We start from the raw sequence: 13,298 nt of genomic DNA, 5'->3' as shown, positions 1-13,298 counted from the left end.
GATTTCCCCGCGATCCCGAGTTGCGGGCCGGGACAAACTGACTACATTGGTTGCAAAGAAGGGCATCCAGGTGATGCCAACAGAGAATTAGTCAACAAGGAGACCCCAAGTGCAGGCTAAGGCGCGCAGTGTGTCCGTCCGACGGGACGATTTTGTTATGAAGATGCGGCTGATGTGGCTGACCTTAGTGGGGGTGCTGCTGGTTTTGGCTCAATCTGTGTCCGCGCAGGCACGGGGTGATAGCCTGGCACCGCTGGCTGAACAGATTAGCCCTGCGGTGGTCAATATCACCACGTCGACACTGATCGAAGGCCAGACTGGCCCGCAAGGGATCGTGCCTGAGGGCTCACCATTCGAAGACTTTTTCCGAGAGTTTCAGGATCGCAATGGCGGAGACAATGAAAATCGTCCACGTCGCAGCAATGCGCTGGGCTCGGGCTTCGTGATCTCGGAAGACGGCTATATCGTCACCAACAATCACGTGATTGCCGAAGCCGATGAGATATTGGTCGAGTTTTTTCCCGGTGATGGCCAGCCCGCGAAAGATTTGGTTGCCAAGGTAATCGGCCGGGACGAAAAGACCGACATCGCGCTGCTGAAAGTCGAGGCGGAAGGGCCGCTGAAATACGTGCAGTTCGGTGACAGCGACATTGCCCGCGTGGGCGATTGGGTGATCGCGATGGGGAACCCGCTGGGGCAAGGCTTTTCGGTGTCAGCAGGGATTATCTCGGCCCGGAATCGGGCACTGAGCGGGTCATATGATGACTACATCCAGACCGATGCTGCGATCAACCGGGGCAACTCGGGTGGGCCGCTGTTCAACATGAATGGCGAGGTGATCGGCGTAAATACTGCGATCCTGTCGCCCAATGGCGGCTCGATCGGGATTGGTTTCTCGATGGCTTCGAACGTGGTGATCAAGGTCGTTGATCAACTGCGTGAGTTCGGGGAGACCCGCCGCGGTTGGCTGGGTGTGCGCATTCAGGACGTGACCGAGGATATGGCCGAGGCGATGGGGCTGGACAAACCCGGAGGTGCGTTGATCAGCGATGTACCGGACGGCCCGGCAAAAGAAGCGGGCCTGCTGGCCGGAGACGTGATCATCAGCTTTGATGGCGTCGAGGTCGAGGATACACGCGGCCTTGTGCGGCAGGTGGGAGAGACCACCGTTGGCAAATCTGTGCGTGTGGTCGTGCACCGTGATGGAGGCACCCAGACCGTGCTGGTGACGCTGGGCCGCCGCGAAGACGCCGAACGTGCAGAGAACGGCGAAGAGCCGGAAGCCGAAACGCCGACGGAGGAAGACAAGGATATTCTTGGCCTGACCATCGCTCCGCTGGGGGATAGCCAGCGCGAGGAATTGGGTCTGGATGCCGATGCCGAAGGATTGTTGGTGACCAATGTTGATGAATCCTCGGAAGCCTTTGAAAAGGGTCTGCGCGCCGGTGATCTTATCACTGAGGCGGGGCAGCAGAAGGTGACTTCGATCACTGATCTGGAGACGCGGATGGATGAGGCGCGTGAAGCAGGACGCAAATCTCTGTTGCTGCTGGTGCGGCGGGGCGGGGAACCCCGGTTCGTAGCGCTGAGCCTAGAATAATAAACTCAGCGAACAGATCCGAAATTAGAAGGTCGGGATATTTTCCCGGCCTTTTTCATACTTCGTTAAGAAAAAAGCCATATGCCGGGGAAGGCATATGGCTCTGTACAGGGAGAGGTCGGTGGACAGATATCGGGGATGATAAAACCGACCTCCTACGGTAACGGGATTGACCTTAGGGCAATCTTAAAGCTGCGTATGTGAAGCGGATCACATCTGTGCCGAAAATTTAGATTAAATCGGATTCGGCCAGTTGCCGCAGCGCGTCAAAGTCGTGGATCTGCAGCCCGCCGCGCGAAGCTTCGACGACATTGTCGCGTTTCCATGTCGAAATGGTCTTTGACACTGCCTCACGCGTCGCACCGACAAATTCGGCCAATTCGCTCTGCGAAAGCGTGATACGTGCCGTTGGGCTGTCCTGTTGTCCTGCCAGGTGCAAAAGCTTGCGCGCCAGTCGGATCGGCATCGGCAGGAATACCTGCTCGTTCAATTGAGCGCCCATATAACGCATGCGAAGACCGGCCAAGCGGATCAGATCCACCGCAAGGTCAGGATGTTCCCGGATCTGCGCCATCATGTCTTTCTGGCGAACGCGCAGGACTTTGGAGGGCTCAGCTGCTGTTACGGTTGCGGTGCGGGGACCGCTATCGAACAACGCGATTTCCCCGAACACCTCACCTGGGCGCATCATGCTGAGAGACAGCTTGCGCCCGCTCGACGCAAGAAATGACACTTCGAGCGCACCGGAAAGAATGGCATAGAGCGCATCGCCTTCATCGTCCTGCTCGAACAGGACATCGCCCCGATCCAATGTGACTTCGGTGGCCTGGGCTGCCAACATGGTGCGCAGCTCTTCAGAGGCTTCGGACAGGAATCCACTGTTGGGAAATGCCATCATTCGGGCGCTGATCTCCGGGGTTGAGTGGTGCGGGTGGTGACCCAACTTTTCACAGCTTCAAGCTTAAGCCAAGAAATTTTGTTAGCTTGTTACGCTTGGGCAAGAACAGTTATTGCTTGTCGGGATCATCCATATAGCTTTGCAGCAGGTTGAACTGCATCATCAGAAACGCCATCAAGGCGATGGGAAAGCCGAAGGTTTCGATCTTGACCCATAGGTCCGTTGACATCGTGCGCCAGACCAATTCATTGGCTGCGGCCAGTACTGCGAAACAGGCACACAGGCGCCGGGTGAGGATCATCCAGCCCTCGTGCTGCATGGGTAGCATCTCGTCCAGAACATATGCCAGGTAGGATTTCCCCTGCAAAAGCCCGATCCCGAGGATGGCGGAAAAGAAGCCATAGACCAGCGTTGTTTTCATCTTGAAAAACCGCTCGTCATTGAACCACGCGGTGAGGCCGCCGAAGAAAATCACCATGAATGCGGTGAAAATCTGCATCCGGCTGAGTTTGCCCGTCAGGTACCAAAGGATGCCCATGGCAGCCAGCATCAGCGGCACGAACAGGATGGTGGCGACGATGAACCCAGAATACTCGGTGCCGCCGATCACGAAATTGTCATCACGCAGGCGCAGGTAGATGAAGAAGAAGGCCAGTGGGGGGCCAAGTTCCAGTACCTGTTTGAGGAATGGGTTGATGTCTTTTTTCTCTGCCATGATTCCAACCTGCTGCTTACCCGCCCATTTCAACTATTACTGCGCCGAGTGCAATCAATGCCATCAACGCAATGCGTCTGGGGCCGACAGTTTCTTTCAGCACCAGCCAGCCGATGAGTGCTGCGAAAACGGTGGAGGTTTCGCGCAGGACCGCCGCCTCTCCGACCTTGTCCAGTCGCGTGGCGAGCATGATGGCACCGAAGGACATCGGCGCAATGATGCCGCCCGCGAACCCGCGAAGCATCAGAGGTCCAAGCGCAGGGCGGTGGATCATTGCGCGGTATCTGAGCGCAGCATAGATAGGCATCGCGGCCCCGTCGATCATGAAGAACCACGCAAGGAAGGTGAACGGGTCGGCCGTAGCGCGGATACCGTAGGCATCATAGGTCGTATAGAGCGCCACGAAGAGACCCGTGACGACCGCCAGCACCAGCGCGATTCGCAGCGTATCTCGATTGGTCTCAAGGTAGCGCAGGTTATAGGCGGCAAGGCCGAAGATACCCGCAAGAAGCGTCGCGACTCCAAGCCATTGGATGGCCGAGAAGGTTTCACCGAACAAAAGATAGGCTCCGATCACGGTGAAGAGCGGGCCAGTACCGCGCACGACCGGATAGACAACGGTATAGGAGCCTTTGGTGTAGGCCATCGCCTGCAGCACCTTATAGCCGATATGGATCAGCCAAACGACGCCAAAGATCGGCCACATGTAAGGTTCGGGCCATGGCACGATAAAGAAGGCGAATGGCATCGCCATAAGGCAGTAGCAGGCATCGATCGCCCCGCGCGACATCCACGGGTCGTGGCGGCCTTTTTGCAGTGCACCGAAAACCGCATGCAGGAAGGCCGCCATCAGCGCGAGCGCGAGGGCGAGTTGGTGGCCTGCTTCGGTGCCTTCGAGGGAGATCAGCCAGTCGCTCAAATCGGGGCTTTCGCTTGGGCGGAGAGAGTGGGGGGCTGTCTGCCCCCCACGCCCCCCGAAGGTATTTTCGGCCAGATGAAGGGGCGGATCAGGATTGTAAGCCCGTCAGGGCGGCGGCGAATTCTTCGGGATCAAACGGGGCGAGGTCGTCGATTTGCTCACCGACACCAATGGCGTGGATCGGAAGGCCGAACTTGTCGGCGAGGGCGACCAGCACGCCGCCTTTGGCTGTGCCGTCCAGTTTGGTCATCACGAGGCCCGAGACATCGGCCAGTTTGCGGAAGGTTTCGACCTGACTGAGGGCGTTTTGCCCGGTGGTGGCGTCCAGCACCAGCAGAGTGTTGTGCGGTGCGGTGTCGTCAACCTTGCGGATGACGCGGACGATTTTGGCCAGCTCTTCCATCAGGTCGGCGCGGTTTTGCAGGCGGCCTGCTGTGTCGATCATCAGCAGGTCGGCACCTTCGTTCTGCGCTTTGGTCAGCGCATCAAAGGCCAGCGAAGCAGGGTCGGAGCCTTCGGGGGCGGTGAGCACTGGAACGCCTGCGCGGTCACCCCAGACCTGCAGCTGCTCGACGGCGGCGGCGCGGAATGTGTCTCCGGCGGCGATGACGACTTTCTTGCCGGCGGCTTTGAACTGGCTGGCAAGCTTACCGATTGTCGTAGTTTTGCCCGAACCGTTGACGCCAACAACCAGCACCACTTGCGGGCGTTTGGGGTAGATCGGCATTGGTTTGGCCACGGGTTCCATCACGCGGGCAACCTCCTGCGCCAGCAGCTGTTTGATTTCCTGGGTCGAGAGTTTGCGACCAAAGCGGCCCTCGGCCATGTTGGACGTAACGCGCAAGGCGGTGTCGACGCCCATATCCGAGGCGATCAGAAGCTCTTCGAGTTGCTCCAGCATGTCGTCATCCAGCGTGCGGCGGACAACGGTCTTGGATTCATTTCGGCCGAACAGGCGACCCATCAAACCCTTGGATTCTGGAACCTCTGGGGGTGGAGGCGCCGGTGTGGGATCAGCCGGGATCGGAGCGGGAGGCTCGACCGGTTGGGGCGCGGGCGTGGGTTCCGGCACTTCGGGAACCGGTTGCGGTTCGGGCTCAGGTTCGGGGATCACCGGATCAGGATTTGGGGTTTCCTCGCCGCCATCCTCGACAATTGCATCCAGCCCCTCTTCGAGGCGCGATGAGGATTTGAACAGCTTGTCCTTGAGCTTTGAGAAAATCGCCATTTTTGATCTCCGCAGGTGTTCCCCTCACCTAATGTGGATTGAAGGCAGTTGCAAAGGGTCAGGTGAAGGCGATCAGAAACCCGGCTTGGGCAGCCCAGTAAAGCGGCCAGACCAGATAGGGCGTAAGCTTCAGGGTCGGGTGATTGGCAGGTAGCAGGAACTTTTCAGTCGCAAGCGCCAGATCCGAGGCGATGAAGGCCATCGCGGCGGGAAGGGCCCAGCGTAGTGCTCCAGTTTCGGGAAGGGCAAGAACGGTGATGCCCATGCCCAGGATGATTGGAATATAGGCGAGGACGGGGATTTTGAGGTCTCCGGCGCGGGGGGTGAGCAGCGTGGCCATAACGATGCCCAGGATGATCAGGGACCAGAAGATCGCGGGGTGGTCGAAGATCTGTTCAGGGCTGCTGCTGGGGCTCGTCATAAACAAGGCGATATAGGCCAAATGCCCCGCAGCAAATGCACCGATGCCTGCCATGAATGTGCTGTCGGTTTCGCGTGACAGAAGGGCATCACCTATCGCGCAGAAGGTGAGGGCGAGGATCAGGAGCCATGGCGCGCTTGCCAGTATGGCGACGCCTGCCAGCAGCACGACCGATGCTGTTTTCAGCATGCTACGCAGGGTGCCAGCCGGGCGCGCGGTAAGTGGCAGGTAGGCCAGCGCGCAGGCCGCCGCAATCCAGAAAAGAAGTGTCGTCATGGTGCGTCCCCGATGTTTTTGAGTCAATCATCGCCATGATCTCGGCGGTGCATCAAGGCGTGACGTGGAGTTATCTTGCCGATCGTCGCAATGTGGAAAGGTTGAATGGCACTTGTGGGCTGCTTCTGACACAGTGTGGTCATGATCCGAATTTGCTTGATTCTGCTGACCCTTGCCTCACAGCCCGTTGCGGCGCAGTCGCCTCTGACGGGGTCTGAATTCGATGCGTATACGCGTGGAAAAACCTTGTATTACGGGTTCGATGGGCAGGCCTACGGAGTCGAACGGTATCTGCCAGACCGCCGAGTCATCTGGTCATTTCTGGATGGCAATTGCATGAACGGAGTTTGGTACGAGCAGGAAGATCAGATCTGTTTCATCTATGAGGATCAACTGGCGCCGCAATGCTGGGTTTTCTGGCAATCCGGGGGCGGTTTGATCGCACAATTCGAGGGCGATCCGACAGCGACCGAGTTGTACGAGGCCGAGGATATTGGCGAAGAGATGTTGTGCTACGGACCGGATGTCGGGGTCTGAAATGGTCGCAGGTCTTCATAGTCCAGCATGACGTGATGTTGAAACGCGGGCCTTTCGGTTAGCCGTTCATAGTATCGACGCAAATGCGGTAACGGTGCGCGGACGATGTCGATATCGTAGTAGCGGTAAAGGACGTGGCCGAACTGTATATCCGCCAGTGTAAAATGCTCACCCGCAAGGAACGTGTTTTGGTCCAGCTCCTTGTCTGCGATTGCCAGTTTGATTTCCAAATCGCTGACGGCCCGATGGATCGCCGTTTGGTCCTGCTGTTCAACGGGTGTTCGCACAATTTGCCAGAACACCGGAACGGTAAACGCCATCGCCACGTTGAGTTTCGCCCATTCGGCCCATTTGTCGATCGTGGCGCGCCGGGCAGGATCTGAAGGCCAGAATGCCTGTTCGCCATATTGGGTGGCCAGATATCGCAGGATGGCGCCGGTTTCCCAAAGCGGTGGGTTGTCGCCATCTTGCAGGACGGGGATGGTTTTGTTTGGGTTCAGTGCCCGAAACGCTGCAGTGTCCAGCCCGCCGAAGCGATGGCCAAGATCGTGACGCTGGTATTCTAGGCCAAGCTCACCCACGCACCACATTAGGGCCTGAACGTTCGAGGATGTTTTACGGCCCCAGATCGTCAACATCGGTCAGAACAACGATCCCTGATCAGGAGGTGCCTGTTTGGATTTCTTGGGTGGCGCCTTGCCCGCAGCCCCGGTGCTGAGGCGACCGTCAGCGAATTCGATCTCAAGAACAGCGTGACCGGAGGCTTGAGCTTTGGTTGTGATGACCTCTCCTTCGGCGCGCACGACGGCGTAGCCACGTCCGAGCGTCGCTTTGTAGCTCAGCGTTTCGCGCAGGCGATCGGTGGCCTCCATCTGCTGGCGGAGGCGGTCCAGCCGTGTGGATTGTGCGGCATTCAAACGCTCGGACAGGCGATTCAGAGCGTCGCGCCGTGTTTCCAGCTCGCGCTGGATCGGGCGCATTGACAGGCGCGAGGACAGGTTGCGCCAGCGATCGCGGCGGGTTTCGACAAAGCTGCGCAGGGTCGAGGGGCGCAGACGCGCCGCACTGTCCAGCAGTTTGACGCGGCGGTTCTGAACACCCCGGATCAGCGCGTTGGGCAAGCGCTCGGATATCTGGTCTAGCCTTTGGCGCGGGCTTTCCAGCAGTGTGTCTGGGCGCGGCAGCGCGCGCGACAGATCGCGCAGCCGTTGACTGCGGCGTTGTACGGCATCTGTTGCCGCGCGCGACAGGCGGGCCCCTTGTTCGTTGGTCCAAGCCAGCAGTTCCATGCGGACCGGTACGGCAAGTTCGGCAGCGGCGGTTGGCGTAGGCGCGCGGCGGTCCGAGACATAGTCGATCAGGGTGGTGTCCGTCTCGTGCCCGACGGCCGAGATCAGCGGGATTTCTGAGGCTGCAGTCGCGTGCGCGACGCTTTCTTCGTTGAAGCCCCAGAGGTCTTCTATGGACCCACCGCCGCGCGCGACGATAATCAGGTCGGGTCGCGGGAGGGCCCCGCCCGGTGTGAGTTGATTGAAGCCTTCGATGGCGCGGGTCACTTCGGGGGCACAGTTTGCCCCCTGAACCGCGACGGGCCAGATCAGTACTTTGCGCGGGAACCGATCACGCAGCCGATGCAAGATGTCTCGGATCACCGCACCGGAGGGCGAAGTGACAACGCCGATGATCTGCGGCAAGTAGGGCAGGGGTTTCTTGCGTTCAGCCGCAAACAAGCCTTCGGATTCGAGCTGCTTTTTGCGCTTTTCCAGCAATGCCATCAGCGCGCCTTGCCCGGCGACGGCGACTTCATCGACATTCAGGTTGTATTTCGACTGGGCTCCAAAAGCTGTCAGGCGCCCGGTGACGACAACCTCGAGGCCTTCTTCGGGAACAACTGAAAGACCAGAAATCTGCCCTTTCCAAGTTGTGCAGGCCAGCACGTTCCGGTCGTCCTTTATGTCGTAATACAGATGACCCGAACGGGCCTTGAACACGCGGCCCACTTCTCCACGCACACGGATTCGGCCAAAGGTGCCCTCGAGCGTGCGCTTCACCTCGCCTGAGATGTCCGAGACAGTGTATTCGGGGGTGTTCTGACCCGGAATCGGGTCATCTAGCAGGTCGGACATTTCAGCGCCTTGTGTCAAATCTCTGCGCAGCTTAGAACGCCGCGCAGGCAAGGCCAAGCAGATCGGAGCGTTTCATGAATATCCTCATTCTCGGCAGCGGTGGACGCGAGCACAGTCTGGCTTGGGCGGTGATGCAAAACCCCAAATGTGATCGCCTGATTGTGGCGCCGGGGAATGCCGGGATCGCCCAGATCGCAGAGTGCGCGGCGGTGGACATTGAGAATGGCGGTGCTGTGGTCAACTTTGCCGAGGAAAACGCGATTGATTTCGTGATCGTTGGCCCCGAAGCGCCTTTGGCCGCAGGGGTCGCTGACCGGCTGCGCGAAGCGGGTGTGCTGGTTTTCGGGCCCTCGGCAGAAGCGGCGCGGCTGGAGGCCTCAAAAAGCTTCACCAAGGAAATCTGTGACGCATCCGGCGCGCCGACGGCGGCTTATGCCCGGTTCACCGAGGCTGAGCCCGCCAAGGAATACATCCGTGCGCAGGGGGCCCCGATTGTGGTCAAGGCCGATGGGCTGGCTGCCGGCAAGGGCGTGATCGTTGCGATGGACGAGCAAACCGCCCTGGACGCGATTGACGACATGTTCGGCGGAGCCTTTGGTGGCGCGGGGGCCGAAGTGGTGATCGAGGAGTTCATGGAGGGCGAGGAGGCGTCTCTGTTCGTGCTCTGTGACGGAGAGGATATCCTGTCGATCGGCACAGCGCAGGATCACAAGCGCGTCGGCGAGGGCGATACCGGGCTGAACACTGGGGGGATGGGCGCCTATTCTCCGGCCCCGGTGCTGAGCGCCGAGATCGAGGCCCTTGCGATGGATCAGATCGTGCGCCCGACGGTGGCCGAGATGAAGCGGCGCGGGACACCGTTTCAGGGTGTGCTCTACGCCGGTTTGATGATCAAGGATGGTCAGCCCAGGTTGGTGGAGTACAACGTGCGGTTCGGAGATCCCGAATGTCAGGTACTGATGATGCGCCTTGGCGCTCAGGCCATGGACCTGATGCACGCGGCGGCCGAGGGTCGCTTGGCTGAGACGCGGGTGAACTGGGCCGACGATCACGCCATCACGGTCGTGATGGCGGCAAAGGGGTATCCTGGTTCTTATGAAAAAGGCACTGTGATCAACGGCCTGGGCGATCTGGCCGAGGATAGTAGCAACATGGTATTCCACGCGGGGACAAAAGCGGCTGAAGGCAAGGTTCAGGCCGCGGGTGGCCGCGTTCTGAATGTGACTGCGCGTGGGGAAACGCTGAAAGACGCACGCGACCGGGCGTATGACATGGTTGAAGGTGTTGATTGGCCTGAAGGGTTCTTCCGTCGCGACATCGGCTGGCGCGCGCTTTAACTCAGTAGTCGGGCTGCGCCCGGCTTGATGATTTCGGGGCGAGGGGCCAGCCCCTCGCGCTCCCCGAGGTATTTATGGCCAGATGAAGATCGGATCAGCACTTTAGTGCGTTGGCCAGATCTTTGAGACTGTTGAGTGGTCCGAGGTCTTTTTGTCGCCAGCCTTTGCTGTACGAGACGCCTATGATCCGCGACCAGTCGGCGCTGGCGAGGATCAGCTCAGGGTGCGTTTCGCATTGGCGCAGACCGCCTGAAATAAAATCTTCTCCGATCCTGTGATTGGTAAGGCCAGGGATTGTCGCGATTTCAATGAGTTCACCGTCTTTGTAACGCCAGATGCGCAGAGTTTTCGCAAGGTGTGGGCGGTCGACATAGGCGATCTCAACATGTCCATCACCATCCAGATCGGCGGCACCGATGGGGGCGAGCCAGCGGTTGCGCGTGCCGATATGGGGGGTGGCGGCGATTTTTTGACCATTGACGTCATAGATCGCCAGTTGAGCACCCGTATGCTGCTGGGTCTCTACAACGATGACTTCGGGCAACCCGTCCTGATCGATATCGGCCAGGCGTGGGGCAAGATCTTCGAATACGCGGTCTTCAGGCAGACGTATTGTAACGGTCGAGCGTTTGGAGCTATCGACTTTTCGCCGCGCCGCCGAGGAAAGACTTGTACCGACGCCGATTTCCAAAGCACCGTATTCGATGGCGTCGCCAAGCACCCCGTGGGCGTAGCGTGTTGTTGGTTCCGTGAAGCGAGCAGATACTTTGGTTTCGCCGCTGGCTGCGGGCATATTCCCCGTTAGCCAAATGCAAACCATCAGAACAGCGCCGCGCGCCCGACGGTGCCAAAGGCGGTTGGGCTGGCGCGGCGCATCAGGGTGCATCAGATCTGCTTTTCGGGCATCTGCACAACCAGACCATCCAGCGCGTCGGTGACCTTGATCTGACAGGTCAGGCGCGAGCGGGTCGGGTCGGGTTCATAGGCGAAGTCCAGCATGTCTTCTTCCATGTCGTCCTTGGCGGGGATTCTCTCGACCCAGTCAGGATGAATATAGACGTGGCAGGTCGAGCAGGCGCAGGCGCCGCCGCAATCGGCCTCGATGCCGGGGATGTTGTTGTCGCGGGCCCCTTCCATGACCGTCAGCCCGTTGGCGACGTCGACTGTATGTTCGGTACCGCTGTGCTCGACATAGGTGATCTTTGCCATTGCTTGCGTCTTCCTTTTGCGATGTTCGAGAGCTTTCTTAGTGAAGGGAATTAGGTGATTCCAGTGGCAATTGCGACTCTGGATGCCGTGTTTGGAGTTTTGCGGCTTTGGTAAGGCTAAGTTTGCGTGCCTGGCGACGCGATTGTAGGGAAACCCTGAGAAAACGAATTTGCCTGATGAGTGCTACCAGCGCCCGGACGCGCCCCCGCCACCAGATCGACCGCCGCCGAAACCGCCCCCGCCAGAGCTTTGGGAAACCTGAGGGATATAGTAGCTGGTTTCTTCAGCGTAATCGCATTTTAGGCATTCGATCCGGCGAATACCCGAACCGGCCCTCGTTGTACTTGCGGAGAGCGTGATGCGTCGCCTCTGGCGCAGACTGCGGTTCCCACATTTTGGGCAGGTTCGAAGTCGTACCAGACCATCACTTATGAAATTGCGGCCTTTGAGCATCATAATCATCATGGCAAAGAGGCCAAATATCCAGAGACCTAGATCATCATTTGTTTTCTTGGCGGGCGCGGCCTCGCCAGTGCGAAAAGGCTGTATGATCTGATCTATGATAGCCGTAGTGCCGGCCTTGATCCCGATTGCATAATTGTTTGCTTTGAAAGCCGGGAGGAATTGCGTGTCAACAATGCGTTCCGCGGCGTGATCCCAGTCGCGCCCATAGGCGGCGCCAAGCTCGATTCGCATAGCCCGGTCATCCCGTAAGACCATGACAAGCACACCATCGTTTCGAGAAGCGTCGCCGATCCCCCAGTGGTCAAAAAGCCCGGTGGCAAACTGTTCGAGCGTCAGACCGTCGGCATAGCCGCCTTGAGTGCGCAGTGTCAGGATGGTCATTTCGACCCCTGTCTCGCGTTTGAGCCCATCTAGTTGCTCAGCAAGTGCCTCCTCGTCCAACGCGCTGAGCAAATTGGCAAAGTCGTTGACGGTCGTGCTTTGATAGTCGGGATAAGTTTGCCCAAATGCAGTATTGGCCCAAATCATTAATAAGACGAAAACAATTCTCATGGCTGCCCGCGTGTTTTTCGGAAGCGTATCACCGAGCGACACAATAGCAACCGGGATACGGCCCGACCCTGGAAGGTTGTGTGTCAAATGCCGATGATGGTTTTCGGTAACGATTACCGCCTGAACAATACCCCCTGCGACTGCCGGTCCCGATGATCCCCGCGCAGTTCTGCATGTAAGGCTCGGCCTGCCTGCACGCTGGGTCGGGCGCTCATCATGTCCAGCCAACGGGTGAAATGCGGTTTGTCCTCAAGCACCTGTTGCTGGCCTTCCCATAGGCTGGCCCAGCCCCAGATCGACATGTCGGCGATGGAGTAGAAATCGCCGGCGACGTATTCGTTTTCGGCCAGCCTGCGGTCGAGCACGCCGTAGAGACGCCCGACCTCACTGCGATAGCGGTCTTTCGGATAGGGATGGTCTTGTGGCGGGTCCAGATGTGGGGCGTATTTAAGGAAGTGATGCGCTTGGCCGGCCATCGGGCCTACGCCGCCCATTTGCCACATCAGCCATTCCTCGACTGCGATCCTGTCACGTTCGGTATTGCCGTAGAACCGCCCGGTCTTGCGGGCGAGGTACATCAGGATCGCGCCGCTTTCGAAGACCGAAACAGGCGCGCCGTCAGGGCCGTCCGGGTCGACGATGGCGGGCATACGGTTGTTAGGCGAGATCTTTAGAAACTCGGGATCGAACTGGTCGCCCTTGCCGATGTTGATCAGGTGGGTTTTGTAGGGCAGCTCCATCTCTTCCAGAGCGATGGACACTTTCCAGCCGTTGGGCGTGGGCCAGAAATAGAGTTCAATCATGGGGCCTCCTTGAGTTTGGGCGATCATGAAGCTTTCTGCACAAACGGCAAGAGCGCGCCTGGCCGTGTTACGAAAGCGTGACCGGTGATCAGTCGGGCTTGACGTGTTCCGGGGCGGGGCGTAAACGCATCTTCATTCATGTGGCGATTTGTTACCGGATTGCGGGCCACGTTAAACAACACCGCTAAAAGGTCAGGATGAAAGACCCCTTT

Annotated in this window: 14 protein-coding genes and 1 riboswitch; of the genes, 3 read left to right on the top strand and 11 right to left on the bottom strand. The window is 58.8% G+C overall.

The genetic code is table 11. From position 1 onward, the window contains the following. The first annotated feature begins 157 nt into the window (after positions 1 to 157). Complete coding sequence (locus ACR0AH_RS05515) at positions 158 to 1,600, top strand: Do family serine endopeptidase (RefSeq protein WP_480503421.1); 1,443 nt, start codon at positions 158 to 160, stop codon at positions 1,598 to 1,600. Positions 1,601 to 1,829: 229 nt separating this feature from the next. Here ACR0AH_RS05515 and ACR0AH_RS05510 read toward each other — a convergent pair whose 3' ends face one another. The 5 genes from ACR0AH_RS05510 to ACR0AH_RS05490 form a co-directional block, all read right to left on the bottom strand. Next, positions 1,830 to 2,498: a Crp/Fnr family transcriptional regulator gene (locus ACR0AH_RS05510; RefSeq protein WP_170393550.1), complete on the bottom strand. Its 669-nt coding sequence runs from the start codon at positions 2,496 to 2,498 to the stop codon at positions 1,830 to 1,832. A gap of 109 nt (positions 2,499 to 2,607) precedes the next feature. Continuing rightward, positions 2,608 to 3,213: an inner membrane-spanning protein YciB gene (locus ACR0AH_RS05505; protein ID WP_170393548.1), complete on the bottom strand. Its 606-nt coding sequence runs from the start codon at positions 3,211 to 3,213 to the stop codon at positions 2,608 to 2,610. 16 nt (positions 3,214 to 3,229) lie between these two features. Then, complete coding sequence (locus ACR0AH_RS05500; protein ID WP_480590772.1) at positions 3,230 to 4,132, bottom strand: EamA family transporter; 903 nt, start codon at positions 4,130 to 4,132, stop codon at positions 3,230 to 3,232. An 88-nt stretch (positions 4,133 to 4,220) separates the two neighbouring features. After that, on the bottom strand, positions 4,221 to 5,360 hold the full coding sequence (ftsY, locus tag ACR0AH_RS05495; protein WP_480590770.1) for a signal recognition particle-docking protein FtsY: 1,140 nt from the start codon (positions 5,358 to 5,360) through the stop codon (positions 4,221 to 4,223). A gap of 58 nt (positions 5,361 to 5,418) precedes the next feature. Beyond that, positions 5,419 to 6,057 carry a lysoplasmalogenase family protein gene (locus ACR0AH_RS05490; RefSeq protein ID WP_480590768.1) on the bottom strand — a complete coding sequence of 213 codons (639 nt, stop codon included), beginning with the start codon at positions 6,055 to 6,057 and terminating at the stop codon, positions 5,419 to 5,421. 141 nt (positions 6,058 to 6,198) lie between these two features. Between ACR0AH_RS05490 and ACR0AH_RS05485 the strand changes: the two genes are divergently transcribed. After that, positions 6,199 to 6,594 (top strand): hypothetical protein, encoded by a 396-nt coding sequence (locus tag ACR0AH_RS05485; protein ID WP_170393540.1) that lies wholly within the window; start codon positions 6,199 to 6,201, stop codon positions 6,592 to 6,594. Here ACR0AH_RS05485 and ACR0AH_RS05480 read toward each other — a convergent pair. Further along, a complete protein-coding gene (locus tag ACR0AH_RS05480; RefSeq protein WP_170596025.1) occupies positions 6,570 to 7,232 on the bottom strand; it encodes a glutathione S-transferase family protein in 663 nt (220 codons plus the stop codon). The two genes, ACR0AH_RS05485 and ACR0AH_RS05480, sit on opposite strands and share 25 nt — an antisense overlap. A gap of 3 nt (positions 7,233 to 7,235) precedes the next feature. Further along, entirely contained in the window at positions 7,236 to 8,720 is a 1,485-nt protein-coding gene (gene xseA, locus ACR0AH_RS05475; RefSeq protein WP_480590766.1) for an exodeoxyribonuclease VII large subunit, read from the bottom strand. Positions 8,721 to 8,794: 74 nt separating this feature from the next. Between xseA and purD the strand changes: the two genes are divergently transcribed. Beyond that, on the top strand, positions 8,795 to 10,057 hold the full coding sequence (gene purD, locus ACR0AH_RS05470; RefSeq protein ID WP_170465494.1) for a phosphoribosylamine--glycine ligase: 1,263 nt from the start codon (positions 8,795 to 8,797) through the stop codon (positions 10,055 to 10,057). A gap of 94 nt (positions 10,058 to 10,151) precedes the next feature. Here the strand turns inward: purD and ACR0AH_RS05465 are convergent, their stop codons facing one another. From ACR0AH_RS05465 to ACR0AH_RS05450, 4 genes are all read right to left on the bottom strand, one after another. Next, positions 10,152 to 10,850 (bottom strand): FG-GAP repeat domain-containing protein, encoded by a 699-nt coding sequence (locus tag ACR0AH_RS05465; RefSeq protein ID WP_480438415.1) that lies wholly within the window; start codon positions 10,848 to 10,850, stop codon positions 10,152 to 10,154. Positions 10,851 to 10,942: 92 nt separating this feature from the next. Next, positions 10,943 to 11,266 (bottom strand): 2Fe-2S iron-sulfur cluster-binding protein, encoded by a 324-nt coding sequence (locus ACR0AH_RS05460; protein ID WP_170404961.1) that lies wholly within the window; start codon positions 11,264 to 11,266, stop codon positions 10,943 to 10,945. A gap of 183 nt (positions 11,267 to 11,449) precedes the next feature. Further along, positions 11,450 to 12,283: a TPM domain-containing protein gene (locus ACR0AH_RS05455; protein ID WP_480590764.1), complete on the bottom strand. Its 834-nt coding sequence runs from the start codon at positions 12,281 to 12,283 to the stop codon at positions 11,450 to 11,452. 113 nt (positions 12,284 to 12,396) lie between these two features. Next, positions 12,397 to 13,086, bottom strand: coding sequence for a glutathione S-transferase N-terminal domain-containing protein (locus ACR0AH_RS05450; protein ID WP_170421069.1), 690 nt, complete (start codon positions 13,084 to 13,086; stop codon positions 12,397 to 12,399). A 130-nt stretch (positions 13,087 to 13,216) separates the two neighbouring features. Beyond that, positions 13,217 to 13,294: riboswitch (SAM riboswitch) on the top strand. The last annotated feature ends 4 nt before the right edge of the window (positions 13,295 to 13,298 follow it).

The sequence above is a fragment of the Ruegeria sp. AM5 genome, from assembly GCF_056540645.1.
Note: the sequence above shows the minus strand (reverse complement) of the source record. Positions and strands in the feature narration are given on the sequence as shown.